At 71.2% G+C, this 23,008-nt stretch carries 17 protein-coding genes; 9 read left to right on the top strand and 8 right to left on the bottom strand.

Annotated features, from left to right (window positions below):
• Window positions 1-362: 362 nt before the first annotated feature.
• The 4 genes from CLV67_RS48150 to CLV67_RS48135 form a co-directional block, all read right to left on the bottom strand.
• Window positions 363-1,700, bottom strand: coding sequence for an SWIM zinc finger family protein (locus CLV67_RS48150; RefSeq protein ID WP_106330705.1), 1,338 nt, complete (start codon window positions 1,698-1,700; stop codon window positions 363-365).
• Window positions 1,701-1,748: 48 nt separating this feature from the next.
• Complete coding sequence (locus tag CLV67_RS48145; protein WP_106330704.1) at window positions 1,749-4,709, bottom strand: glycine--tRNA ligase; 2,961 nt, start codon at window positions 4,707-4,709, stop codon at window positions 1,749-1,751.
• Window positions 4,710-4,777: 68 nt separating this feature from the next.
• Window positions 4,778-5,548 (bottom strand): hypothetical protein, encoded by a 771-nt coding sequence (locus CLV67_RS48140; RefSeq protein ID WP_146169617.1) that lies wholly within the window; start codon window positions 5,546-5,548, stop codon window positions 4,778-4,780.
• 107 nt (window positions 5,549-5,655) lie between these two features.
• Complete coding sequence (locus CLV67_RS48135; protein WP_106330702.1) at window positions 5,656-7,182, bottom strand: sensor domain-containing diguanylate cyclase; 1,527 nt, start codon at window positions 7,180-7,182, stop codon at window positions 5,656-5,658.
• 97 nt (window positions 7,183-7,279) lie between these two features.
• On the opposite strand from CLV67_RS48135, the gene CLV67_RS48130 reads away from it, so the two are divergent.
• From CLV67_RS48130 to CLV67_RS48120, 3 genes are all read left to right on the top strand, one after another.
• Entirely contained in the window at window positions 7,280-7,957 is a 678-nt protein-coding gene (locus CLV67_RS48130; protein ID WP_106330701.1) for an HAD family hydrolase, read from the top strand.
• 207 nt (window positions 7,958-8,164) lie between these two features.
• Window positions 8,165-9,925, top strand: coding sequence for a glycoside hydrolase family 6 protein (locus CLV67_RS48125; RefSeq protein WP_106330700.1), 1,761 nt, complete (start codon window positions 8,165-8,167; stop codon window positions 9,923-9,925).
• A gap of 108 nt (window positions 9,926-10,033) precedes the next feature.
• Window positions 10,034-10,669, top strand: coding sequence for a hypothetical protein (locus tag CLV67_RS48120; protein ID WP_146169616.1), 636 nt, complete (start codon window positions 10,034-10,036; stop codon window positions 10,667-10,669).
• On the opposite strand, the gene CLV67_RS48115 is transcribed toward CLV67_RS48120, so the two are convergent.
• Together CLV67_RS48115 and CLV67_RS48110 are read right to left on the bottom strand one after the other, a co-directional pair.
• Window positions 10,642-11,256 (bottom strand): DUF3455 domain-containing protein, encoded by a 615-nt coding sequence (locus CLV67_RS48115; RefSeq protein ID WP_106330698.1) that lies wholly within the window; start codon window positions 11,254-11,256, stop codon window positions 10,642-10,644. The two genes, CLV67_RS48120 and CLV67_RS48115, sit on opposite strands and share 28 nt — an antisense overlap.
• Before the next feature lie 100 nt (window positions 11,257-11,356).
• A complete protein-coding gene (locus tag CLV67_RS48110; protein WP_106330697.1) occupies window positions 11,357-12,142 on the bottom strand; it encodes a hypothetical protein in 786 nt (261 codons plus the stop codon).
• Between the two features lie 382 nt (window positions 12,143-12,524).
• Here CLV67_RS48110 and CLV67_RS48105 point away from each other — a divergent pair, with 382 nt between their 5' ends.
• The 3 genes from CLV67_RS48105 to CLV67_RS48095 are packed head-to-tail and all read left to right on the top strand — an operon-like array spanning window position 12,525 to window position 16,371.
• Entirely contained in the window at window positions 12,525-14,324 is a 1,800-nt protein-coding gene (locus CLV67_RS48105) for a translation initiation factor III (protein WP_106330696.1), read from the top strand.
• Window positions 14,321-15,796, top strand: coding sequence for an NADH-quinone oxidoreductase subunit NuoF family protein (locus CLV67_RS48100; RefSeq protein ID WP_106330695.1), 1,476 nt, complete (start codon window positions 14,321-14,323; stop codon window positions 15,794-15,796). The genes CLV67_RS48105 and CLV67_RS48100 overlap by 4 nt, the downstream gene beginning before the upstream one ends.
• A gap of 29 nt (window positions 15,797-15,825) precedes the next feature.
• Window positions 15,826-16,371: a TlpA family protein disulfide reductase gene (locus CLV67_RS48095; RefSeq protein WP_239166942.1), complete on the top strand. Its 546-nt coding sequence runs from the start codon at window positions 15,826-15,828 to the stop codon at window positions 16,369-16,371.
• Window positions 16,372-16,374: 3 nt separating this feature from the next.
• On the opposite strand, the gene CLV67_RS48090 is transcribed toward CLV67_RS48095, so the two are convergent.
• Window positions 16,375-16,629, bottom strand: coding sequence for a PspC domain-containing protein (locus tag CLV67_RS48090; RefSeq protein ID WP_307833908.1), 255 nt, complete (start codon window positions 16,627-16,629; stop codon window positions 16,375-16,377).
• Window positions 16,630-16,815: 186 nt separating this feature from the next.
• Between CLV67_RS48090 and CLV67_RS48085 the strand changes: the two genes are divergently transcribed.
• Entirely contained in the window at window positions 16,816-18,624 is a 1,809-nt protein-coding gene (locus CLV67_RS48085) for a serine/threonine protein kinase (RefSeq protein WP_106330693.1), read from the top strand.
• Window positions 18,625-18,658: 34 nt separating this feature from the next.
• Here the strand turns inward: CLV67_RS48085 and CLV67_RS48080 are convergent, their stop codons facing one another.
• Entirely contained in the window at window positions 18,659-21,028 is a 2,370-nt protein-coding gene (locus tag CLV67_RS48080) for a Tex family protein (RefSeq protein WP_106330692.1), read from the bottom strand.
• A gap of 385 nt (window positions 21,029-21,413) precedes the next feature.
• Between CLV67_RS48080 and CLV67_RS48075 the strand changes: the two genes are divergently transcribed.
• Both CLV67_RS48075 and CLV67_RS48070 read left to right on the top strand, forming a co-directional pair.
• Window positions 21,414-22,133, top strand: coding sequence for a PP2C family protein-serine/threonine phosphatase (locus tag CLV67_RS48075; RefSeq protein WP_106330691.1), 720 nt, complete (start codon window positions 21,414-21,416; stop codon window positions 22,131-22,133).
• A 6-nt stretch (window positions 22,134-22,139) separates the two neighbouring features.
• Window positions 22,140-23,006 (top strand): hypothetical protein, encoded by an 867-nt coding sequence (locus CLV67_RS48070; RefSeq protein WP_106330690.1) that lies wholly within the window; start codon window positions 22,140-22,142, stop codon window positions 23,004-23,006.
• Window positions 23,007-23,008 lie beyond the last annotated feature (2 nt).

Here is a 23,008-nt window from a genome sequence, read left to right as displayed (position 1 = left end):
AAGGGGGGTGAGGCGGCGCCGCCAGCCGCGGAGGGGGTGAGCCGACGGTGCCGGCCGCGAGGGAACAGGCGAAGGGTGAGTCGGCAATACCGGCCGCGAGAGAAGGGACGGATGGCGGGCCGGCGGTACCGGCCGCGAAGGGAAGGGTGGGTGGTGAGCTGACAGCGCCGGTCGCGCGGAGGGAAAGGGCGGCGGAGGGAAAGGGCGGCGGAGGGAAAGGACGGCGGAGGGAAAGGACGGCGGAGGGAAAGGACGGCGGAGGAAAGGGCGGGCTATGGGAGGGCGGGCGAAGGCAAGCACGGCCGTGGGAATGTGGCCAGAGTAAAGGCGGACGAAGTGCGGGGCCGGAGGCCGGTCCGCGGTCACGGGGACGCCGAGGCGGGACCGGGGGCGACACAGGCCTTGGCGGCCAGCACGTGCCGGCACGGCCCGCGGGCGTCGCCGTGGCGGCTGAACCACAGGCAGGTGCACCGGGCGTCCGCCCCGATCAGCGTCACCCGGTGGGAGAAGCCGCGGCCCCGGACGAACACCTCGTGGCCGCCCTCGACCGGGTTGACCGTGACGTCCGAGGCGTCGATCGACGCGGCCCGCCGCACCCGTGGCTGCAGGGCGGCCACGCGTCCGGCGACGAATGGCAGATCTCGCCGGAACCACGCCTGTTCCACGAGGTCATGGCCGACCAGACCCTGACCGCCGAGCACGGCCAGCATCAACCGCAACCGTTCGGCTGCGACGCCCGCCGAAGCCGCGAGGGCGTTCTCGTCGATCCGGGCGGTCCAGGCCAGCGACGGGTGCAGCGCCTCCGCCCCGGCCACCACGCCGGGGTCGGCGAGCGCGCCGAGCGCCTGCCCCTCACCGGAGAAGCCGCGGGTCACGTCGGGACTGAGCACCAGCCACAGCCGGGCGCCGGGCAGGTCGAGCTGGAAGGCGGTGGAACGCGGCCCCCGCTCCGGCCGGGTCCACACCGTCAGCCCCAACGCATGACGGGCCAGCGGACGCATCTCACGCAGCCGGAACGGACCGCCCACGAGCGGCGCCCCGGCTGCGGCGACCTGCCGGAACCGCAACTCACGGCCCTGTGGCACAAGGGCCCACGGTGCCGCGGAAGCCGGACCGGCCGGTGGCAGCCCGGTCAGCAGCCGACGGGCGGCGGCCGCACCGGCGGTGGCGGCCACCTCCATGCCGGCCTGGGCGAGCGCCGCTTCACCCAGACCCTTGATCCATCGGGTGGGCAGCGCGACCTTCCGTTCGAACGCCGTCGTCGCGCGGGTGACGACGCTCAGGCCGTCGTCGCCGACGCTCAGGCGCAGCTCGTCGCGATCGCCCAGCCGGGACAGCGCGTCGCGGACGTCCTGGTTGAGGTCGACGTTGGTGGTGCCGGGCTCGGCCCGCGCGCCGGTCAGTGCCTCCGGCAGCAGGTCGGCCCGCGCGTAGACGCCGCAGCAGGACGAGAACGACTCCAGCCGGAGCCGGCCGTCGCCACTGGTCAGGATCGGGTCGAGCAGCCTGGCCGCGGATGGCTGGAAGTAGCGCGACCGGGCGACCGCCGCGACTGCCAGCAGCAGCGCGGCGACCAGACCCGGCCGGGCCGCCCAGCCATCGAAGAAGGGCAGCGGACCGGCACCACCGGCCCGCCCCAGCCCCAGCACACCGCCGTCCAGCCGGGACGGGCGGTCATAGGCGAGCACCACCTCGGACATCGACCACCTCCGTGGGTCAGCAACCTAGCGGAGGGGTACGACAGGAACTCACATCCGCAGGTGATCCCAGTCGAGCAGACCCTCGCCGAGATCGCGGACGGTGGCCAGCAGGCCGAGTCGCGCGGCCCGTACAGCGGGGTCGTCGGCCATCACGAACACCTCGTCGAAGAACCGCCCGACCGGCTCGACCAGCGGCGACGTCGATGCGACGAACGACGAGATGTCCGAGAAACCGGTGACGCGCAGGCCGGTGACCGCGTCGTGCAACGCGATCTCGGCGGGCTCCTTCAGCACCGCGGCGTCGTAACCCGCGGGGGTGCCGGCGGGCACGATCCGCCGGGCCCGCTGAACGGCCGTGGCGACCGCCCGGAACCCGGGATCCGTCAAGGCGTCGTCGAGCTGGCCGAGCAGGGAGTCCGCGACCGAGGGCCGCGAGAAGTGCGGCAGCACGGCCCGCACCCGGTCCACCGGCCGTCCCTCCTCGGTGAGCGCCTGCTCCAGTCGCTTGGCCAGGAACTCCCCGATGGCCGTGAGCGTCGAGGCCTCGACCGGCACGGGCTGCGCGGCGGCCGCCAGCTCGATGCCGTCGACCAGGGAGAACCCGGCCAGGGCCGGCGTCGCGCGGTGCACGGCGAGCAGCCCGAGCACCGCCCGCCGGACCGCGAACGGGTCGCTGGATCCGGTGGGCAGCCCGACGGTGCCGGCGAGCCCGGCGACGAGGTCGAGCCGGTCGGCCAGCGAGAGCAGGGCGCCGGGCAGCGTGGCGGGCAGGGCGTCTCCGGTGTTGCGCGGCAGTTCTGCCTCGTAGACGGCCTGCGCGACGGCCCGGTCCTCACCGGCGTGCAGCGCGTAGTCGCGGGCCATCACCCCGGCCAGGCTGGTCATCTCGGTGACCAGCTGCGACCCGAGGTCGAACTTCAGCAGTTCGGCGGCCCGGTCGAGAACGGGTGAGACGAAGCCGAGGCGCGCGGCGACAGCGAGGGCGAGGGCCGCGATCCGGCGGGCCCGATCGGCCATCGAGCCGAGCTTGTCGGTGAAGGTGAGGCGGTCCAGGTGGGACTTCATGGTCGCGAGCGGCGTCTCGCGGTCGGCACGGTAGAAGAAGGCCGCGTCCTCGTAACGGGCCCGCAGCACCGCCTCGTTGCCGGCGCGCACGAGTTCCACGTCGACCGGCCCGTTCGCCACCGTGACGAACATCGGCAGCAGCGCCCCGTCCACATCGCGCACCGGCAGGTAACGCTGGTGTTTGCGCATCACCGTGGTGAGCACCGCGTCCGGTAGCGACAGATAGCTCTCGTCGAAGGTGCCGAGCAGCGGCAGCGGCTGTTCGACCAGGTCGGTGATCTGGTCGATGAGCGCGGCCTCGCCCTTCACGTCGATCTTCCCGTCCGGGTACACCAGGTCCTGGGCGCCGATGACGATCAGCTCGCGGCGGTCCTCATGGTCGGCGACGATCCCGTTGACCCCGAGCGTCTCCAGGAAGGTCTCGGCGGAGGCGATGTCGGCGTGCGGTGTCGCGGCGGTGCGCAGCAGCCGGGTGCGGCGGCCGGCGGCGAGCGTGGAGACGGTCACCGGCACGACGTCGTCGCCCCACAGTGCCGTCAGCCAGCGGACCGGCCGGCTGAAGGCGAGCTTCGGGTCGTTCCACCGCATGTTCTTGGCGGCCCGCAGACCGGTCACGACCTGCGCGAGCACGGCGGCGAGCACGGCGGGTGCCGCGCGCCCTGCTTCGTGCTTTCTGACCACCACATGGGGTACGCCGGCGAGCTCTTCCGTCTCCACGTCGGCGATCGTGACGCCCTGCCCGCGGACGAAGCCCTCCAGCGCCTTCGTGGGGGCGCCGTCCGCCCCGTACGCCGCCTGGGTCTTGGGGCCCTTGACCGTGCGGACGTGATCCTCCTCGCGCGCCGCGACCGCCGGGACGACGGCGATGAGCCGTCTCGGAGTGCCGAACACGCGGACCTCGCCGTGCCCCAGCCGGGTGCCCGCGAGACCCTCGGTGAGCAGCCGTTTCACCTGTTCACGGGCCGACCGCAGCTCGGCCGGCGGCAGCTCTTCGGTGCCGATCTCGAAGACCAGCGTGCGTTCGCCGTCGGCGGTCTGCACGCTCGCCGCGGGGCGGGCCGGTTCGAGCGCGTCGATCGTGCCGAGCGGCAGGCCGAGCTCGGTGCGGCGGCCGACCCACAGCTTGGCGACCTCCCCGGCGAGCCGCCGCATCCGGCCGAACTCGGCGGCCCGGTCGGCGGTGGAGACGGCGCCGCGGGAGTCGAGGACGTTGAAGGCCTGCGAGCACTTCAGCACGTACGAGTGGGCGGGCACGGGCAGTCCGGCGTCGATCATGCGCTGGGCCTCGGCCGCGTAGATCTCCAGGAGCCGGCGGTTCGCGTCGATGTCGGCGTCGTCGAGGTAGTAGCGCGACATCTCGTATTCGGACTGTCCGAACACCTCGCCGTAACTGACGCCCGGGGCGTACTCGATCTCCTTGAAGTGGGTCTTCTCCTGCAGCGCCATGATGATGCGCTCGATGCCGTAGGTGATCTCCACACTGACCGGATCGAGGTTCAGGCCGCCGGCCTGCTGAAAGTAGGTGAACTGGGTGATCTCCAGCCCGTCGAGCCAGACCTCCCAGCCGAGTCCCCAGGCGCCGAGCGCGGGAGAGGCCCAGTTGTCCTCGACGAACCGCACGTCGTGCGCGGCCACGTCGATGCCGATCGCGGCGAGGCTGCCGAGGTAGAGCTCCTGCGGGTTGCCGGGGTCCGGCTTGAGGACGACCTGGAGCTGGGTGTGGGTCTGCAGCCGGTTCGGGTTCTCGCCGTAGCGCGAGTCGTCGGGGCGCACCGACGGTTCCGGGTAGACGACCCGCCACGGCTCGGGCCCGAGAACCCGCAGGAAGGTGGCCGGGTTGAGGGTGCCGGCGCCGACCTCGGTGTTCATCGGCTGAACGACCAGGCAACCCTGATCGGTCCAGTACGCGGTCAACCGGGTCAGTGCGTCCTGCATGGTGAGCATGGGACCGAAGTCTAGGTGGGCTCGGGCCCGGGCCGGTGCGCGAACATGCCCACCGGCCCTGGAATGGGTCAGACGTAGTCCTTCTGGACGTCCGTCTGGGTGGCGAGGAAGGACAGGTTGCAGGAGGTGAACTGACCCTCGGGTGCGGCGGTGCTGGTCCACTGAAGATAGAAGTGGCCACGCGTGATGCCCGGCTTGAGCTCGAACTCGGTCGGTCCCTCACCCTTGGGGAACTCACGCCAGCCCGGATCACCGGCCTTGAAGGCGTTCTTCGGGTCGCTGGTGAAGCCGACCCGGCCGCCGGCGACCGGCTGCAGGCACTCCCTGGTCAGCTTGACCTTGATCGGGGCGGGGCTGATGAGCTGCTCCGACCCGACCGCCTCGCAGGCCGGCAGGCAGGGCATCGTGAAGGCGTTCCAGCCGAAGAGTGTCCGTTCCACCGGCTTCTCGGTGTAGACGTTCAGGTAGGCGGTGCCGTTGGCCTTCACCGGTTGCTTCCGGTGCTGGTATTCCGCCGCGTACTGGCCGCTGGCGGTGGCCTTGACCTTGAGCCGGAACTCCCCGGAGCTGGCTGCTTCGGTCGATCCGACACGGACCCTCGGACCCGTCGCTCCCTTGCGGAAGAAGAAATCGACCTTCCCGGCGTTGCCCGTGTCACGGCCGAGCCACCCGGCCCAGCCGCTGAGGGTGATCATGGTGCCCGGCTTCACCTCGGCCGTTCCGGCGCTGAGCACCATGTCCGTTTTCGGGTCCGCCGGGGGCGCCGCCGCGGCCGGTGCCGCGCCAGTGAGGGCGGCGGCCAGAAGGGTGCCGGCCGCGAGCAAGCGGGTACTGCCCACGTTGTCCTCCCCGTGGGGTAGTTTCGGGATATTCAGCCCGAAAACTACCAGTACGGGGAGCGGCATTTACCGCTTATCCGGCAGACGGCGAGTCCCATTCCGATCGGTCAGCTGCCGGCCAGCCGGACTCCGCCGCCGCCCCGCTTCGCCTGGTACATGTATGCGTCCGCCTCCCGCATCAGCTCGGCGACCTCGGTGCCGTGCTCGGGGAAGATCGCCACACCGATGCTCGCGCCGATGCGTACCGGCGAGCCCTCGATGTCGAACGGCTCCCGGAGCCGCTCGCAGATCCGGTCACCCACGTCGATCGCGGCCTTCTCGTCCGGCGAGCCGGTCAGCAGCACCGAGAACTCGTCGCCGCCGAGCCGGGCCACCAGGTCCGGGCGCCGCACCACACCCTGCAGGCGCTTGCCGACCAGCTGCAGCAGCACGTCGCCGGCGTGGTGCCCGACAGTGTCGTTGACCTGCTTGAACCCGTTGAGGTCGAGCAGCAGCAACGCCACCCGGGTACCGGTCGCCCCGGCGATCTCCACCGCCGTCTCGGCGCGGTCCAGCAGCAGCTTGCGGTTGGGCAGGCCGGTCAGCGAGTCGTGGAACGCCTGCTTGGTCAGCTCGTTCATGTGCACCTCGGCGGCCTGCCGCATCCGGGCGCTGTCCATGATCAGGGTGCCCTCGACGGCGAGCTGCTGGGCCAGGATCCGGTCCTGGGCGCTCCAGTCGCGCATGCCGCTGGAGTCACCGCACATCACCATGCCGACCGGGCCCTGTGCCGACATCAGCGGCATCGCGATGAACGACTTCACCCCGAGGGTCTGCGCCAGCCCACCGGCCCGGACCTTGACCGCCGTGGCGTCAGCGACCAGCATCGGCTCGCCCCTGTCGGCGCTGCCACGCCAGACCGGGGAGTCCGAGGCGGCCTTGCCGAGCAGGTTGGCGGTCATCTCCCGGTGGATGTCGTCGGAGAAGCCGACCCCGTGCACATACCGGATCAGCCCGTCGCCGTCGATCAGGTGCATCGCGGCGTGCTCGGTGCGGAACGCGGTCGCGCACGAGCGGGCCAGCAGCTCCGCGGCGGTCCGTACGTCCCCGGCGGTCATGCCCTGTTCGAACAGCTCCCGGATGGTGGCGCTGCTGTGCGCCACGAACTGCCGCTGCTTCTCGGCGGCCAGCCCCTGCAGGGTGGTCGCGAAGTGCAGCGCCATCGTCGAGATCGTGTCCAGCTGCAGCTCGCCGAGCGCGGTGCCGGTCAGCAGCAGGATGCCGACGGTCTGCCCGCCGATGCGCAGGCGGATCGCCATCTGCTCGCCGTTGACGACCGGCTTGCCGCCGGCCGGGGCACGGAAGACCTTGCCGGCCACCAGCCGGTCGCGCTTGCCGGGCTCGCCGACCTGCGCGCTGACCGTCATCTGGCCGGTCTCCGAGTCCAGTTCGAAGACGGTGGCCGCGGTCAGCCCGGCGATCTCCTCCAGGTGCGGAGCGGTCAGATCGAGGACATGCTGCACCGAGGGGGTGTCCTTGGTCATGAACGCCACCAGCTCGGCCAGTATCAGGCCCTGCCGGTCCGGTGTCATGGTCTCCCCACCGGCCTCGGTGACTCCGGGACCGGCTGTGTGCATCTCGCTGCCCACGCTCATGGCCCTAGGGTCGGCACGCCGGGGTCGGTGTTGAGCCGCGACCGCGCTCCTCCGGGTCGCAAATCGGGTGCGGTCGGGTGCCCTTCATAATCTTCCGATGGCGACCAAGGCGTTGATCTTCGACTTCGACGGCCTGCTGATGGACACCGAGACCACCCTGCTGGACAGCTGGCGCTCCGAGTGGCGGCGTCACGGGCTCGAACTGGACGAGTCCCGCTTCTTCGCCGACCACGGCGGTGACACCACCGAGGAGCAGTACTCGCTGCTCACGGCCGCTGCCGGGCCGGGCTTCGACCGCGCCGCGAGTCACGCGCGGCGTACCGCGTACCGCAAGGAGCTGCATGCGGCGCTGGGCCTGACCGCCGGCCTCGCCGACTGGCTCACGGAGGCCGAAGGCCTCGGGCTGCGGCTCGCCGTGGCGAGCAGTTCGCGGCGCGAGTGGGTGGCCGGCAACCTGGCGCGGACCGGTGACCTGGCCCGCTTCGAGGTCTTGGCCTGCGGCGACGAGGTCGCCGGGCACAAGCCGGATCCCGCGGTGTATCTGCTGGCGCTGGAACGTCTCGGTCTGCCGCCGCAGGCGGCGGTGGCCTTCGAGGACACCCCGCACGGCGTTTCGGCCGCGGTGGCTGCCGGGTTGCGGTGCGTGGCGATTCCCAATCCGTACGCCCAGAGCTCCCGATTCGGGCATGCCGACCTGGTCCTGCCCTCCGCGTCCGCACTGCCCTTGGCGAGCGTGCTGGAGCGGCTCGGTGCCGCGGCGGACGCCCAGGGCTGAGGCCCTCGAGCCCCGCCCTTCGACACAGCCGGTCAAAACGTGCTGGTAGAGGGCGCAATGAACTCCGGGTTGCCCGGCTGTTTCGGAATGATTGCGCTGGGAGCGCTCCCATGGAATGCTGTCCATATCGGCCAGCGATCCCCACCGATGTGTTGGCTGACCGTTCCCCGGCGTGCTCCCACGCCGCCCCCGTCTCGAGGAGCCCTCATGAGACCCATCCCCACCCGCGCCAGGGCGCTCACCGCCGCCGCTGCCGTGGGCGTCGTCGCCGCCACCGGCGCCATGGCTGTCGCGACCAGCGCCAGCGCTGCCGCCGGCTGCCGCGTCAACTACACGGTGAACCAGTGGAGCACCGGCTTCACCGGCAACGTCACCGTCACCAACCTCGGCGACCCGATCTCCGGCGGCTGGAACCTGACCTGGACCTGGCCCGGCAACCAGCAGGTCACGCAGGGCTGGAGCTCCACGATCACCCAGTCCGGCGCCAACGTCACCGCCACCAACCCGGGCTGGGCCGCCTCGCTGGCGACCAACGGCACGGCGAACTTCGGCTTCAACGCGAACTACTCGGGCACGAACACCGCGCCCGCCTCGTTCTCGCTCAACGGCACGGTCTGCAACGGCCAGACCGGTTCGCCCTCGCCCTCGGCGTCCGTCTCCACCTCCACGTCGACCTCACCGTCGCCGTCCACCTCCAACCCTCCGCCGCCGCCCGGCAAGGTCGACAACCCGTATGCCGGCGCCAAGGGCTACGTGAACTCGGAGTGGAAGGCCAAGGCGGAGTCGGTCTCCGGCGGCAGCCGGATCTCCAGCAACCCGACCGCCGTCTGGATCGACCGGATCGCCGCCATCAACGGCACCTCCGGCAGCAGCTCCAACGGCTCGATGGGTGTGCGTGACCACCTGGACGCGGCTCTGGCACAGGGTGCCGGCTACATCCAGTTCGTCATCTACAACCTGCCCGGCCGGGACTGCGCGGCGCTCGCCTCCAACGGTGAGCTCGGCCCCAACGAACTGCCGCGCTACAAGGCCGAGTACATCGACCCGATCGCCGCGATCCAGGCCGACACGAAGTACCGGAACCTGCGGATCATCAACATCGTCGAGATCGACTCGCTGCCGAACCTGGTCACCAACGTCGGCAGCGCGGCCGGAGCCACGGCGACCTGCGACACGATGAAGGCGAACGGCGGCTACGTCCAGGGCATCGGTTACGCCCTGAACAAGCTGGGCGCGCTCGCCAACACGTACAACTACGTGGACGCCGCGCACCACGGCTGGATCGGCTGGGACTCGAACTTCAACCCGACCGCCGACATCATGCTCGAGGCCGCCCGTGCCTCCGGCAACGTGAAGAACGTGCACGGCTTCATCACCAACACCGCGAACTACTCGGCGCTGCGTGAGCCGTTCGTCCAGCCGACCACCACGGTCGGTGGCCAGAGCGTCCGCCAGTCCAAGTGGGTCGACTGGAACCAGTACACCGACGAGCTGACCTTCGCGCAGGCCTTCCGTAACCGGCTTGTCTCGATCGGTTTCGACTCGGGTATCGGCATGCTGATCGACACCTCGCGCAACGGCTGGGGCGGCTCGGCCCGTCCGACCGCGGCCAGCACCAGCACCAACGTCGACACCTACGTCAACGAGTCGCGCATCGACCGCCGGATCCACGCCGGCAACTGGTGCAACCAGGCCGGCGCCGGCCTGGGCGAGCGTCCCACCGCGGCTCCGGCCACCGGTATCGACGCCTACGTCTGGGTGAAGCCGCCGGGTGAGTCCGATGGCTCCAGCAAGCTCATCCCGAACACCGAGGGCAAGGGCTTCGACCAGATGTGCGACCCGGCTTACACCGGTAACGCCCGTAACGGCAACAGCATGTCCGGTGCGCTGGCCGACGCTCCCATCTCGGGTGCGTTCTTCCCGGCGCAGCTCACCCAGCTCATGGCCAACGCCTACCCGGCGCTGTGATGAGCTGATCCACTGAATCACCTGACGGCCGGCGCGCAGGCGCCGGCCGTCAGTGCTGTCCGGCAGGGCTATTGCAATACAGGTGCATCGTGACCTACCGTCATGGACGTGAAGAAGGTCTGGGGACTCGTCCGGTTCGTGGTCGTCTATGAGATCAGGCTCTGGGCGGCGCTGTTCCGCTGGATCCTGCGCCGCCCGGTCCCGGTCGCGCCGGGCACCCGCCGGTTCGGGTACATCGGGGCGGTCAAGATGATCCTCATCGCGTTCATCGCGGTGTCCGCCATCGAGATCCCGATCCTGGAACTGCTGATCCCGTGGCGGCCGGTCGCCAACGTGGCGCTCTTCGCCGGCGTCTACGGCCTGATCTGGATGATCGGCCTGGCCGCCAGCATGGTCGTCCACCCGCACCTGGTCGGCCCGGCCGGGCTGCGGATCCGCAACAGCCTCACCCTCGACGCCGGCATCCCGTGGGATCGGGTCGCGTCGATCGAGGTGCGGCGCCGCTCGATGCCGCCGGGCGGTCAGATCCAGCTGGAGGACGGTGTGCTCTCACTCGGCATGGCAAGTCAGACCAGCATCGATGTACGCCTCAGCGAGCCCCTGGTCCTGCCGGTGCGCAAGGCGAAAGGGCAGCCCGCGACCACGGTCCGCTTCCACGCCGACGACCCCGAGGGCCTGGTCGAGGCCGCCCGCGAGTTCGTGAAGGCCGGTGACGATCAGGCCTTGGCCACGAAGAACCGATAGACCGCCCGGTACGGCACCGCCGTCGTCCCGCGGGCACACGCGCCGGCCGGAGCCACCCCGCCGACGGTGTCCAGCCGCTGGACGTAGGTGACCTTGCCGAACACCCCGTCCCCGCGGGTGAGCTTCGCCTTGATCCGCAGCTGCTGGATGCTTCCCGGGTGCTCGGACGGCACCCGGACCACACCCTCCGGGTCGCCCTCGAGCAGGGAGCCGTCCTGGTCCGACTGCCAGCTGGGGCCGCGGAAGTGCAGGGCCGACACCTTCTTCACCGGATGTACGGTGACGCCGGTGAGCGAGGCGGCCGGCTCCAGCAGCGTCCACGCCGCGGCGCGGCACTCGTAGATCTGGACGCCCTTGGCCTTGAGGACGGCGTGGAGCACGTGCCCGGCGGGCGGGCTCAGCTCGGCGGGCACCCGGGGGTCGACGCCGTGGAAGGCGTCGGACCGGGCGGCGGGCGCGGCCGGCGCGGCCGGGGCGCGGTCCGTGCCGGCGAACGAGACACCGGTCGGCACGGCGACGGACACGAAGGCCAGCGCGCCGAACGCGGAGGCGATCTTGACGCGAGGGCGTCGGGCAAGCGGGGTCACGGAGTCCTCCCCTATGGACGGTGACACTGGGCCCTCACGCTAGACGGCACGAACCCGGGGAAGGCTCGTTGAGCGGCTAAATCACCCGGACGAAGTGCTCCTATCGGGGTGGTGGCATCCGGTAGAAGCCGGTCGGCAGGGTCTCCGCCTCGATCCGGACGGTTCGGGCCCGTGCCCTCAGCCGGACCAGCAGCAGGACTCCGAGGAACACGCAGATGCCGCCGACGATCAATCCGGGGCCGAGCAGCGTCGACTCCTCGGCGACCAGGGCGGCCTCGGGCTCGTCGGAGTCCGCGGGGATCACCGGGCCGGTCTCCTCCGCGGGCGCCTCCTCCTCCTCGGCGGCGTCCTCCCCGGCCTCCTCGCTCGGCTCGGCGGACGGACTCGCGCCGCGCTCACCGCGGACCGTGGCCGTCGCCCCGGCGGTGGTCAGCAGGGTCTGCTCGGCGTCGAAGGCGCGCGCCTCGAACCGCACGTCACCGCCGTCCGGCCCCTCGAAGCCGATCTGCCAGCGGCCGGTCACGGTGCGGCCCCGGCACAGTGTGCCGGGGTCGAGGGCCTCGTCGGTGATCGTGGTGGTGTCACCCTCGGTGCTGGTGTCGGTGGCGAACTCGCCGTTGTCCTCGACCCGGGTGACCCGCAGCTGATCCGCGCCGACCGGCGTGCGGACGAGCAGGACCCACCGCACCTTCCGGCACCGGCGATTCTCCGAGGTGACCACGGCCGTCACCGTCGCGGCGGAGCGGCCCGCGGTGAACCTCTCCGGGGCGCTCACCCGCACCTCGAAACCCGGAACCTCGGCGGCGGCCGGTGACGCCCAGGCCACCGCGTTGAGTGCGGTGCCCGCGACGATCGCGCCGGCGAGCGCGATGATCCGGTGACGCATGACGATCCCCCTTCCCAGGGCATGTCCTCGACTCGTCATCACTAGTTAGTTCGCCTCGCGCGCGAGAATGGTTCACCGGGTGGCCCGCGTCACCCACCCACGGATCCTTATTTTTTCCTTAGGCGGGCAACCTTTCGGTTATTCCCGCAGCTCAGCGGGCCTGCGCGGATCGTGGCCACGCGACTACCGAAAAAGTTCCGGCGGTGTTCATCCGAAGCCGGGCCCGGCACGTAATCCGGGGAGGACACGGACCGGAGCACGCAGGGGAAAGCACTGCCGAGGACCGGGTCCAGCACCAGCGCTTGAGCGCGGGGCGTTCCCCACGGACGCCGGCGTCCCACCGCCCACGGGACGTGACCGCACCAAGGAAAACGAGGAGTCCATGGCCCGCTCGAAGAACAACAAGGCAACCGCCCCCCGGGTGGCGGTCGACGTCGAATCCACCGGTAGTCGTCCGGCGTCGAGAACCGCGGTGCTCGTGCTCATCGTGAGCATCCTGGCCGCCGTCTGGGCCGTCGCGATGATGACCGCTCCGGGTCGCGTGGCGTACTACTACTTCTTCGCCTATGCCGATTTCTACATGGGCGTCATCAGCCTGGTGTCGCTGTCGATCACGATCATGGTCGGCCTGGTCGCCACCGACCGGTTCGTGCTCAGCATCCGCCAGCGGGTGCTGCTGCAGTCCGCGCACCGCACCACCGGCGTCATCGCGGTCAGCGCGCTCTTCCTGCACGTCTGGACGAAGTACGCCAAGGACTTCATCGGTCTGATCGACATCTTCGTCCCGTTCCTGACCGAGGGCCCCAACAGTCTGTACGTCGGATTCGGCACCATCTCCGGCTGGATCATGGTGCTGGTCATGTGGTCCGGCATCGCCCGTGCCAAGTTCATCGGCCGCGGCAAGCCGTGGATGTGGCGCGGTATCCACGCCATCTCCTACCTGATGTGGCCGATCGCCCTCACCCACGGCCTCTCCGCCGGCCGGCCCGCCGCCACCTGGGTCTCGGTCAGCTACGTCGTCTGCGTCCTGGGCGTGGTCGTCGGTCTCGCCGTCCGGCTGTCGGTCAGCCTCAACCGCCGTAAGGACTTCTCCTCGCCGGCCGGTGTCGGCGCGGTCAGGCCGCAGGAGACCGGCACGCTGCTGCCGACCGCCTCGGCGCCGATCCGCCGCCCGGCGCGCCGTGCCGAGCCCGCGATGGACCTGCTCACCCCGGCCGGTGCCGAGCCGGGCCAGATGACGCAGACCTGGAACCAGCCGACCCCGCCTCCGGCCGTCCGTCCGGTCAGCCCGGCTCCGGCCCGGCCGGTCAGCCCGGCGCCCGTTCCGATGGCGATGGACGAGGACTACCCGCCCCGCCGCCGCCAGCCCGAACTCGAGGCCCCGGCGCCCCGCCAGCGCCGGTCCGCCGAGGACGACGAGCGTTACGACACCCAGACCCGGATGTCACGCCGGGACCTGGAGGAGGAGCGCTACCGGTACGACGACGAGCCCGCCCCGCGCTCCCGGGGTGGCCGCTCGCAGGAGCTCTACGACGAGGGTCCCCGCGGCCGTGGCCGGCGGTACGAGGACGACGAGCCGGCTCCGCGGCCGCGTCGCCGTGACGACGCCGAGCAGACCGGTACCCGGATGCGCCGCGACGACCTGGAGTCGACGGGCACCCGGATGCGGCGTGACGATTTCGAGTCGACCGGTACCCGGATGCGGCGTGACGACCTGGAGTCCACCGGTACCCGGATGCGGCGTGACGACCTGGAGTCGACCGGCGCGCGGATGCGGCGGTACGAGGACGACGAGCCCGCCCCGCGCGGTCGTCGTCGCGAGCCGGAGTACGACGAGCCGGCCCCGCGCGGCCGCCGCCGTGCCGAGGACGAGTACGAGGAGGCGCCCCGCCCCCGTGGCGGCCGCTACGAGGAGGAACCGGCCCCGCGTGCCCGTGCCGAGCGGTTCGACGAGCCCCGTTACGAGGAGCCGCCCCGGCGGCCCAGCCGCAGCGAGTTCGTCGACTTCTCCGAGGACGGACCGGCCGGCTACCCGGCCGACGACAGCCCGACCCTGGTCGACAGCGGCTCGCGCCGCAACCGTCGCGGCGAGCCCGGCGGCCGTGGCGGGCGCCGCGGTCGCGACGAAGGCGACGACGGCTACTTCTCCCAGCTCCGTGGTGACATGAGGGACTCGAATTGAGCACGGCACAGGTACCCCCGGTCACGGCCATCGGCACGCCCCGGATCACCGCCGGGTTCGACGAGTACGGCCGTCTCGACCTCCTGGCCCACCAGGAGGTGCACGGCGGGTTCGCGGCGCTCAGCTCCGGTGAGCTGATCGGCCTCGCCGACCGCATCGAGCTGCGTGGACGCGGCGGGGCCGGCTTCCCGTTCGCCCGCAAGGTGCGCGCGGTGGTCGACTCCTGCCGCCGTCAGGACCTGCCGCCGGTGATCGTGGTCAACGGCACCGAGGGCGAGCCGCCCTCGTGGAAGGACAAGGCGATCCTGACCCGCGGCCCGCACCTGATCCTGGACGGCGCGGCGCTGGCCGCCGCCGCCCTGGACGCCGAGGAGATCGTCATCGGCGTCGCCGACGACGGCGTGGGCCAGAACTCGCTCGCCGCCGCCCTGGCCGAGCGGAAGATGCCCTGCCCGACCCGGATCGTGGTGGTGCCCCACCGGTTCATCTCCGGTGAGGGTGGCGCGCTGGTCCGCGGCATCAACGGCGAGGCGCACATCCCGCCCGGCCGCAAGGTCCGCTCCAGCGACAACGGCGTGATGGGACTGCCCACCCTGCTGTCCAACGCCGAGACGTACTCGCAGCTGGCGATCGCGGCCCGGCTCGGCCCGTGGGAGTACAACGCGGTCGGCATCCCGGAGGAGCCGGGAACGGTGATGCTCACGGTCGGTGGCGCCGCGTCGGCGCCGGCCGTGGTCGAGGCGCCCACCGGTACCCCGCTCATGGAGGTGCTGGAGATGTGCGGCGCCGACATGGGCCCGGGCCTGCTCGTCGGTGGTTACCACGGCAAGTGGGTCACCGCCGAGCAGGCGAAGACGATCATGATCTCCCGCAAGGGGTTCGCCAAGGTCGGTGGCACGCTCGGGGCCGGCATGCTGATCCCGATCGGCTCCAAGACCTGCCCGGTCGGCGAGGTCGCCCAGGTGGTGCAGTACCTGGCCGGTGAGTCGGCGGGTCAGTGCGGCCCGTGCCGGATCGGCCTGCCCGACCTGGCCCGCGCGGTCACCCTGGTCTCCCTCGGCGGCAACGCGGTCGAGCAGGTGCGGCAGGCGGCCGGCATGGTCAAGGGCCGCGGCGCGTGCAGCCACCCGGACGGCTCGTCGCGCTTCGCGCTCTCCGCGCTGGAGGTCTTCCACGAGGACGTACGGGCGCACGCCAACGGTGAGGGCTGCGGCAAGCCGGTCCGCGGCATCCTGCCGCTGCCGTACACGGCCGAGAAGGGTGCCCGGAAGCTGGCGCTGGACTGGTCGCGGTGCGACGGGCACGGACTGTGCTCGGCGGTCGCCCCGGAGATCATCCGGCTGGACAACAACGGCTTCCCGGCCTTCCCGACCACGCCGCTGCCGCCCTGGCTGGAGGACGGCGCCCGCAAGGCGGTCAACGTGTGCCCCGCGCTCGCGCTGCGGCTCACCGAGCCCGCACCGGTGAAATGATGCGCGCGTCCGGCGTACGACCTCGGTTGTTGTCCCTGACACTGGCTGTCGCCCTCGCGGCAACCGCCTGTGGCACCACGCCGGCCGCGTCGCCGGAGGCGCCGGTTGCCGGACCGTCCCCGGCAACCGCGCCCCCGGCCTCCGGGGCGGTCACCGCGGAAGCGGTGACCGTCCCGAAGACGCTGAAGTTCAGCGGGACGACCCTTCAGGGCAAGAAGTTCGACGCCGCGAGCCTCGCCGGCAAACCGGCCATCCTCTGGTTCTGGGCGCCCTGGTGCGCTACCTGCGCCAGCGAGGCGCAGTCCCTCGGCGACATCCAGGAGGAGTACGGCGACCGCCTGGGCATTCTCGGCATCGCGAGTCTCGGCAGCGCCGCGGAGATGGACGACTTCGTCGCCGACTTCTCGCTCGGCGCGATGCCGCACCTCAACGACAAGGCCGGGAAACTGTGGAAGCGGTTCGGCATCGTCCAGCAGAGCTGGTACGTGATGCTGGACGGCTCCGGGAAGGTCGTCCACAAGGGGTATCTGGACGACCTTCAGCTGACCGGAAAGGTCAAGGAGCTGACCGCCTGAGCGTCAGAAGGTGGTCGGCTCCGGGGCCTGCCACGCGGGCTTCTCGTTCGGCATGACCAGCCACAGGACCGGGTAGATCAGGATCTGGCTGCCCGGGACCACGAACAGGATCAGCACGAACAGCAGACGGGCGATCCACGGGTCGAGGCCGAAGCGGCGGGCGAGGCCAGCGCACACGCCGGCGATCATCCGGCCGTCCTGCGGGCGGACCAGGCCCTGACGGGCGAGCGAGTCGTGCACGGCGTTCATCTTCGTCATCCCTGCCTTCACTCGGGGTGATGTGATGACTCCATGGTGTGCCGCGCGGAGGGGTTCCGGCATCGGGCATGGCCCCGATCCTTGTATCGGGGATCTCCATGAGCCCTGCGGCCTGTTCGTGGAGAGACACCGCCCTATACAGTGCGAGCGGCACACGTAAGGGGGCGTTTCCGGGGGGCTGGGGGAATGGTCGACGGCGCATTGCCGGGTGAGCGGACACAACCGCTGCGCAAGGCAGACCCGCGCACTCTCGGCGACTACGAACTCGTCGGCCGGCTGGGCGAAGGCGGGATGGGCACTGTCTACCTGGCCCGCACCGGCGGCGGCGTCCTGGTCGCGGTCAAGATGGTGCGCGCCGACCTGGCCCACGACGACGAGTTCCGGCGCCGCTTCCGCAGCGAGGTGAACCGCGCTCGTCAGGTGCCGCCGTTCTGCACGGCCGAGGTGATCGACGCCGACCCCGACCACGAGTCGCCATATCTCGTCGTCGAGTACGTCGACGGACCCACCCTCGCCGAGGTGGTCGAGCAGCGCGGGCCGCTGACCAGCGCCAACCTGCACGGTGTGGCGATCGGGGTGGCCACCGCGCTGACCGCGATCCACGGCGCCGGGGTGATCCACCGCGACCTCAAGCCGCGCAACGTGCTGCTCGCGCCGGGCAGCCCCAAGGTGATCGACTTCGGGATCGCCCGAGCCATGGAGGCGACCAGCGCGAACACCCGCACCGACCAGATGGTCGGCACGGTGGCGTACATGGCTCCGGAGCGCTTCGCCTCCGACGCGGACGAGCCGCTCACCCCGGCCGCGGACGTGTTCGCCTGGGGCGGCGTGGTCGCGTACGCGGGGACCGGGCACACACCGTTCTATGCCGACTCGCCGCCGGCCATGGCGGCCCGCATCCTCACCCAGCCGCCCAAGCTGGACGGGCTCAGCGGCCCGCTGCGTGACCTGGTGGCGCACGCTCTGGAGAAGGACCCGGCGAACCGGCCCAGCTCCCGTGAGCTGCTCGACCTGCTGATCTCCGGCAAGCAGCGCCCGGCCGCGACGGCCGCGGCGTTCGCCGACCAGCCGGACCTGCGGGCGGCGGCGGTGGAGGCGCAGGCGGTCACCGGCGTCGCACCGGAGCCCTCGGTGAGCCTGCCGACCCTGTCCATCCCGCCGGGGCTGGTCGGCTACGACGAGAACTCGATCGTCACGGTGCCGATCTCCGCCCCGCCGGCGAACACGAGGCCCGCTCCGCGGCCGGTCGACCGGCAGGGCCGCCGCTGGGCGATGCCGGCCCTGGTCGCCGTGTTCGTGACGGCTCTGGTCGCGGGTGCCGTGCTGGTGGCCATGGAGCTGCGCAAGGACGACGGCCGGGACGTCGGCGCCGCGCCCCCGACCTCACCGGCGCCGACACCGCTGGTCACGATCAGCACGCCGACGGAGCCGCCCCGGGTCCAGGACACGCTGCGGCGGCCGGCGCTGTGGACCGCCACGGAGTACGCGGAGGAGACGGCGAAGTGCTACTTCGCCGATGCGCTGATCGCGCGCCGGGAACGGGCCGGCGTCTTCAAGTGCTCAGGCCCCCTCGACGAGATTCCGGCCGACATGCACGTCGAAGTGACGGCCCGGCTCAACACGACGGGTTCATGCGCGGCCATCTGGTTCCGCAACAACGGCAAGGTCGGCTACCAGGCCCGGGTATGCGAGAAGGACATCTACATCGGCCTGCACAACCGGGACGGCGACGGCAAGATCAAGGTGATCAAGACGTTCTCGCTGGGCGACTCGCCGCTCGGACTGGCCCCCGCCGCGGTCCGGATCGGGCTGATCACCAGGGGCGAGTCGGTCGAGGTGTACCGGGACGGAGCCCTGATCGGGACGGCTCCGCTGACCGAGAGACGGCTCCAGGAGGGCCGGGTGCTGCTCGGCATCTACAACGCACGGGATGTGCCGGACATCGGGCCCTACGAGGTCGCCTACACCGACGTCAAGATCTGGGACGCGAAGTGACGAGGCCCGGGCGGTGGCCCGGGCCTCGTCACGGTCAGTCCTTGGCCAGCCCGGCCCGGCGCAGCGCATCGGCCATGGCACTGTTGCCGAAGCTGTTGCCGCCGCCCCCGCCGCCGCCCCGCTGACCGCCCTGCTGGCGCGGCTGACGCTGTTGCCCGCCGCCCTGACGCTGCCCGCCGCCTTGACGGCCCTGCCCGCCGCCCTGGCCGCGGTCCTCGCGGGGCTGGCGGCCCTTGCCGGGCTCGTCGTTGAGACGCATGGTCAGCGAGATCCGCTTGCGGACCGGGTCGACCTCCAGCACGCGGACCTTCACCACGTCACCGGACTTGACCACCTCACGCGGGTCCTGCACGAACTTGTCGGACAGCGCCGACACGTGCACGAGACCGTCCTGATGCACCCCGATGTCCACGAACGCGCCGAACGCGGCCACGTTGGTCACCTGGCCCTCCAGGATCATCCCCGGCTTGAGGTCGGCGATCTTCTCGACGCCCTCGGCGAACGTGGCCGTGGTGAACGCCGGTCGCGGGTCACGACCCGGCTTCTCCAGCTCCTTGAGGATGTCGGTGATCGTCGGCAGACCGACCGTGTCGGTCACGAACTTGTCCGGCCGGATGCCCTTGAGCAGCGGGCTGTTGCCGATCAGCGTCTTGACGTCCGATCCGGCGTCCGCCGCGATGGTCCGGACCAGCGGGTACGACTCCGGGTGCACGCTGGAGAAGTCGAGCGGGTCCTCGCCGTCCGAGATCCGGAGGAAGCCGGCGCACTGCTCGAACGCCTTCGGACCCAGCCGGGCCACGTTCTTGATCTCCTTGCGGTTCTTGAACGGGCCGTTGGAGTCGCGATGCATCACGATGTTCTCGGCCAGGCCCGCCGTGATGCCCGAGACCCGGGTCAGCAGCGGCGCGGAGGCGGTATTGATGTCCACACCGACGCCGTTCACACAGTCCTCGACCACAGCGTCCAGTGAGCGGGCCAGCTTCACCTCGGAGATGTCGTGCTGGTACTGGCCGACACCGATCGACTTCGGGTCGATCTTGACGAGCTCGGCGAGCGGGTCCTGCAGGCGGCGGGCGATCGACACGGCACCGCGCAGCGACACGTCCATGCCGGGCAGCTCCTGCGAGGCGTACGCCGAGGCCGAGTAGACCGACGCGCCCGCCTCGGAGACGACCACCTTGGTCAGCTTCGCGTCCGGGTGCCGCTTGATCAGCTCGGTGGCGAGCTTGTCGGTCTCGCGGGAGGCGGTGCCGTTGCCGATCGCGATCAGCTCGACGTTGTGCTTCGACGCCAGCGCGGCGAGCCGGTGGATCGACTCGTCCCACTTGTTCTGCGGCACATGCGGGTAGATCGTGTCGGTCGCGACGACCTTGCCGGTCGCGTCCACGACGGCGACCTTCACGCCGGTACGGAAGCCGGGGTCCAGTCCCATCGTGGTGCGGGTGCCGGCCGGTGCCGCGAGCAGCAGGTCGCGCAGGTTGGCGGCGAACACGCGCACCGCCTCGTCCTCGGCCGCCTCCCGCAGCCGGACCCGCAGGTCGGCGCCGAGGTGGATGAGGATCCGGGTGCGCCACGCCCAGCGGACCGTGTCGATCAGCCACTTGTCGCCGGGCCGGCCGTGGTCGCTGATCCCGTTGCGGCCGGCGATGCGGCCCTCGAAGTAGCCCTCGTCCTCCTCCGGGTGCGGCTCCATGGTGAGGTCGAGGACGTCCTCCTTCTCACCGCGCAGCATCGCCAGGATGCGGTGCGAGGGGAGTTTGGAGTACGGCTCGGCGAAGTCGAAGTAGTCGGAGAACTTGGCGCCGTCGGTCTGCTTGCCGTCGCGGACCTTGGCGACCAGCCGGCCCCGGGTCCACATCTGCTCACGCAGGTCACCGATCAGGTCGGCGTCCTCGGCGAACCGCTCGATCAGGATGGCCCGGGCACCGTCGAGGGCGGCCTGTGGATCGGCGACCCCCTTCTCGGCGTCCACGAACGCCGCGGCGGCCGCTTTCGGGTCGACCGAGGGGTCGCCCAGCAGACCGTCGGCGAGTGGCTCGAGACCGGCCTCGCGGGCGATCATCGCCTTGGTGCGCCGCTTCGGCTTGAACGGCAGGTAGATGTCCTCCAGGCGGGCCTTCGTGTCGGCCTCGAGGATCTGCTGCTCCAGGACGTCGTCGAGCTTGCCCTGGGAGCGGATCGACTCCAGCACCGCGGCCCGCCGGTCCTCCAGCTCCCGCAGGTAGCCCAGACGCTCCTCGAGGGTGCGCAGCTGGGCGTCGTCGAGAGTGCCTGTCACCTCCTTCCGGTAGCGGGCGATGAAGGGCACGGTGGCCCCGCCGTCGAGCAGCTCGACCGCGGCGGTGACCTGCCCTTCCCGTACCCCGAGCTCCGAGGCGATGCGCTGATGGATAGCTGTCGTCACGTCGACGATTGTTACCGAGCCCGCGCCGCCTTGTCGCGCCACCCCGCAGTGTCACCCGTCGGCGGCCTCTCCCCGGCGCTGAGCGCGGCGGGAGGTACCGCTGGAGAGGGACGTCCGGTTCGTGGCTGAACCGCCCGGCAGGGGCCCCGCGTACCCCGATGTCGCGAATGTCACGTCGATCTCTTGCCGCGTGTCGCTGCGCGCTTTGGCCGCCCGATGCCGTCCACTTCCGCCGCCGACCGCTGCCGTTGACCGTCGAATGCCCTTTGACCTGCGCTATCGCCCCACGAGCCGGAACGGCGGCCCGGTGGGGCCCTCCGGGATCCGGCCACACTTGGTAGGAGGTACTAGAGACAACGGAATTGGCCTTTGGCACAGTTGTCACATGACGCTTGCTGTCCGGGCGGTCGCCGCCACTGATCAGGGCCTGGTCCGGTCCAACAACGAAGACGCCGTCTTCGTCGGTAATCGACTCTTCGTGGTGGCGGACGGCATGGGCGGACTCCCCGCCGGTGAGCTGGCGAGCGACATCCTCGTGCAGACCTTGAGCGTCGTCGACACCGCGCCGGACAACGGCGAGCCGCTGCAGGATCTGATCAGCGCGCTGCAGACCGCCAACGAGCGGATCGAGGCGTCCGTCGCCGAGGACGACGCCCGCGACGGCATGGGCACCACCGTGACCGCGCTGCTGCTCTCCGGCGACCGGCTGGCCGCCCTCAACGTCGGCGACTCCCGCTGCTACCTGCTCCGCGACGGCGACTTCCAGCAGCTCACCCGCGACGACACGTACGTGCAGGCGCTGGTCGACCAGGGCGTGCTGACCCCCGACGACGCCCGCCGCCACCCCCAGCGGGCACTGGTCACCCAGGCCGTGCAGGGTGGCCCGTTCCGGCCGGCCGGGCGGATGATCCCGGCGCGGGCCGGTGACCGCTACCTGCTGTGCAGCGACGGGCTGTCCGACTACGTCGAGGACGCGGTGATCGCCCAGACGCTGCGGGACGTCGCCGACCGCAAGTCGTGCGCCGCCGAGCTGGTGAACCGCACCCTGCAGAACGGCGCGCCGGACAACGTGACGGTCATCGTCGCCGACGTCGTCGAGGCCTGATCCGCGATGATCCGGGCCCGCCACCTCCTCGCCGGCGCTGCCGCGGCCGCCCTGCTCCTGACTCTCGTCTCCTGCGGTGGCGGGAGTCAGGCCGCGCCCGAGCCACAGCTGCGGCTGCGGGCCACCGCGGAGCAGTGGCGGCAGGACGAGGTGGCCCGGCAACTCGGGATCGCCCTCCACAACGACGGCGACCGGCCGGTCTGGATCTCCCGGGTCGAACCCGACCTGCCGTCCTTCGAGGGGGAGGCGCCGGCCGACACACAGGCGCTGCTGCCGCCGAACGGGCTGCGGGTGGACGTGACCGTGCCCTACGGCACCGGAGGCTGTGTGGCGGCCGCTGAGGCCTCCTACGTGACCGTCGTGGCGCGGGTCGAGGGGGAGACCCGGACGCAGCGGGTACGGCTCGCCCTGCCGCACCCGAACGAGTTGCTGAATCGGCTCCTCGCCGACGACTGCGCCGCCGAGACGGTCCGCCGCACCGTCACCTTCCGCTTCGGCGACTGGACGGATCTCGGCGCCGACGGCGTCCGCGGCAGCCTGGTCGTGGAACGGACCGCGGCGGCCACCGCGGCCAGGGCGCAGCTGCACACCTTCGACGGGAACGTGATGTACCGGCTCGCCTATCAGCGGGCCACCCCGCTCGCCGAGGTCACCGCGGCGGCCCCGGTCGCGACACTGCCCTTCGTCGCCTCGCCGCTGCGGTGCGACCTGCACGCCTTCGCCGAGGTCAAGAAACCCTTCGAATTCCCGGTACGGGTGTCGCTCGACGGCGGGAAGCAGCTTTACACGACCGTGCCGGTCGACGAGGACGACAAGAAGGCCCTCGACACCATGCTGCGCCGCAACTGCGGAGTCCCGCCCGCCGGATCCTGAGG

The sequence above is a fragment of the Actinoplanes italicus genome (assembly GCF_003001815.1).
GTDB classification, from domain to species: Bacteria; Actinomycetota; Actinomycetes; order Mycobacteriales; family Micromonosporaceae; genus Actinoplanes; species Actinoplanes italicus.
Note: the sequence above shows the minus strand (reverse complement) of the source record. Positions and strands in the feature narration are given on the sequence as shown.

Coding starts and splice junctions, on each gene's coding strand:
- CLV67_RS48150 (WP_106330705.1), bottom strand. CDS start 1,700: ATGTCCGAGGTGGTGCTCGCCTATGACCGCCCGTCCCGGCTGGACGGC.
- CLV67_RS48145 (WP_106330704.1), bottom strand. CDS start 4,709: ATGCTCACCATGCAGGACGCACTGACCCGGTTGACCGCGTACTGGACC.
- CLV67_RS48135 (WP_106330702.1), bottom strand. CDS start 7,182: ATGAGCGTGGGCAGCGAGATGCACACAGCCGGTCCCGGAGTCACCGAG.
- CLV67_RS48130 (WP_106330701.1), top strand. CDS start 7,280: ATGGCGACCAAGGCGTTGATCTTCGACTTCGACGGCCTGCTGATGGAC.
- CLV67_RS48125 (WP_106330700.1), top strand. CDS start 8,165: ATGAGACCCATCCCCACCCGCGCCAGGGCGCTCACCGCCGCCGCTGCC.
- CLV67_RS48110 (WP_106330697.1), bottom strand. CDS start 12,142: ATGCGTCACCGGATCATCGCGCTCGCCGGCGCGATCGTCGCGGGCACC.
- CLV67_RS48105 (WP_106330696.1), top strand. CDS start 12,525: ATGGCCCGCTCGAAGAACAACAAGGCAACCGCCCCCCGGGTGGCGGTC.
- CLV67_RS48090 (WP_307833908.1), bottom strand. CDS start 16,629: ATGACGAAGATGAACGCCGTGCACGACTCGCTCGCCCGTCAGGGCCTG.
- CLV67_RS48085 (WP_106330693.1), top strand. CDS start 16,816: ATGGTCGACGGCGCATTGCCGGGTGAGCGGACACAACCGCTGCGCAAG.
- CLV67_RS48075 (WP_106330691.1), top strand. CDS start 21,414: ATGACGCTTGCTGTCCGGGCGGTCGCCGCCACTGATCAGGGCCTGGTC.
- CLV67_RS48070 (WP_106330690.1), top strand. CDS start 22,140: ATGATCCGGGCCCGCCACCTCCTCGCCGGCGCTGCCGCGGCCGCCCTG.